The 1897-nt window shown below is 48.7% G+C and carries 2 pseudogenes; one reads left to right on the top strand and one right to left on the bottom strand.

Annotation, left to right across the window (positions count from 1 at the left end):
- A pseudogene (locus AB0N03_RS52215) lies at positions 1 to 108 on the top strand (IS6 family transposase); the annotation flags it as partial.
- A 277-nt stretch (positions 109 to 385) separates the two neighbouring features.
- On the opposite strand, the pseudogene prtP reads toward AB0N03_RS52215, so the two are convergent.
- Positions 386 to 1897, bottom strand: a pseudogene (gene prtP, locus AB0N03_RS52210) (PII-type proteinase); the annotation flags it as partial.

The raw sequence follows: 1897 nt of genomic DNA, 5'->3' as shown, positions 1-1897 counted from the left end.
AGTCTCCGTACAGCCTCTTCCACGATTAAGGGCATGGAGACCCTTCGAGGAATATATAAAAAGAACCGAAGAAATGGAACGCTCTTCGGCTTTTCAGTGTCTACTTAAATCAAGGTATTAATGGGAATAACAGCCTAAGATATTTGGAGTTCAGAGAGGGCGCGTTTGATTTTCAAACTTCGCAACAGAACCGTTTCTACTCAATGAACTATAAGCAAAAGGCAGCTGATCTCAACAATGTGAAGTCAGCTGCCTAAGCAAGGTTCAAAATATTAAATTTTACCGGTCATCAGTACCATTTGACTTTGAACCTCAACTCCAAATATCGTAGCGCCCTTTTCTTTTTGTCGATACGCTGCTGCCCTAAACGCAACGCATGGACAGGCTATTCTTCACGTTGTTTCCGTTTCAATCCTAATACCCCCATCAGAATGACCACAATGACACCCAAGAAGCCAAACGCTGGCCGCTCAGTTGTCTCTCCTGTCTTGGGTAATGCTCCCTTACCGGATGTAAGTTGACCATTACGATCAGTCGTATCATCCGTGCTCGTTGACGTCGTTGTGGCTGGCTTTGTTGGGATATTACCGCCAGAACTAGGCTGGCTGCCCTCATCGCCTTTGTCCTTACCTGTGTCGCCTGGAGCGGGCGCCGGGGTACCTTGAGCGCCGCCTTTGTCGCTAGTACCGGTTGTATCGTCGCCTTTACCAACTGTCTTGGCCGCTTCAACGGCAGCTGCCACCTTCGTTTTCAGACTTTGCAAAGCTTGTAAATGTGCAAGCTTGTCAGACGCATCAGCACTGGCTTGACCAGACGTCAATGTGTCAGCAATGTCGGCATACCAAGTTTTGCCAGTTGCAGCATCTTTAGCATTGCCAATCTCAGCCGGTGTTGCCGCTTTAATACCCTCCGCAAGTTTTGCTAATACTGCATCAAGTACCTTGGCAAGAGTCGCTTGAAGCTGGTCGTCCGTTTGCGTACCTGCTTGAGCTTGTGCCACTAGGTCGTCTAACGCTGCAGTAAATGTTTTGCCAGTGATTGGATCAGTTTGATTGCCCAAGTCCGTTCCCAGCGCAGCCTTCACAGATTGCAACTGGTTAAGCAGCGAAGTCTTCTTATCTGCAGGTAACTTGGCAGCTAATTGATTGATCGCAGTTTGCAGGTCTCGATTGGCACCAGTAAGTGAATCAACTGAGGCGTTCGTCTGATCAAGCGCCGTTTGTGCCTTCTGCGTTGCCGCTGCTAAAGCAGTCGTTGTGGCATCATCATACTTACCGCTGGCACTTAGCGTTTTGGCGGAAGCAATCAGATTAGTCAGTGCCTGCTTAGCTGCCTGCAATTGTGCAGGATCATCGGCCTTGATATTGGTGACAACATAGTCGACGGCTGGTGATTCATTACCGTATAAATCAGTCGACTTAAACTTGAAGGTGCCATTTGCCGTGATCGTGACACCGGCTGCCGGAACATCCTGATATGTCTTGCCACCATCAGCACTATACTGAACCGTTTCGCCCGTTGCGGAAGCGTTTGCCGTCAGAGTCACCGTTTGGGCTGGTTCAGTGGTACTTGGCGTCACAGTTGGTGCTGCCAGTGTTTTCTTTGGTTCGTAGTAAACTGTGATGTTCTTGGTCGTGGTGTTGTCTTCGCTATCTGTAACAGCAACAGTCAGCACGTTTTTGCCTTCGAGCAATTTAACGGGCTGATCAATAGCCATATGACCTGGTTTGCCGCTATTGATGTTGATGTCTGCGTATTGGCTGGCGACAGAACTGCCGTTAATTGACAGACTCAGATATTGCGCATTGTCAGTGGCTGTTCCAGTAATCTGGAAGTTTGGATCGTTGGTATAAACCGGTGCATCTGTCGAGCTGTCCAATGACAATGTTGGCGCCAC

The organism is Amycolatopsis sp. NPDC051061, assembly GCF_040682935.1.
Taxonomy (GTDB): domain Bacteria; phylum Actinomycetota; class Actinomycetes; order Mycobacteriales; family Pseudonocardiaceae; genus Amycolatopsis.
Note: the sequence above shows the minus strand (reverse complement) of the source record. Positions and strands in the feature narration are given on the sequence as shown.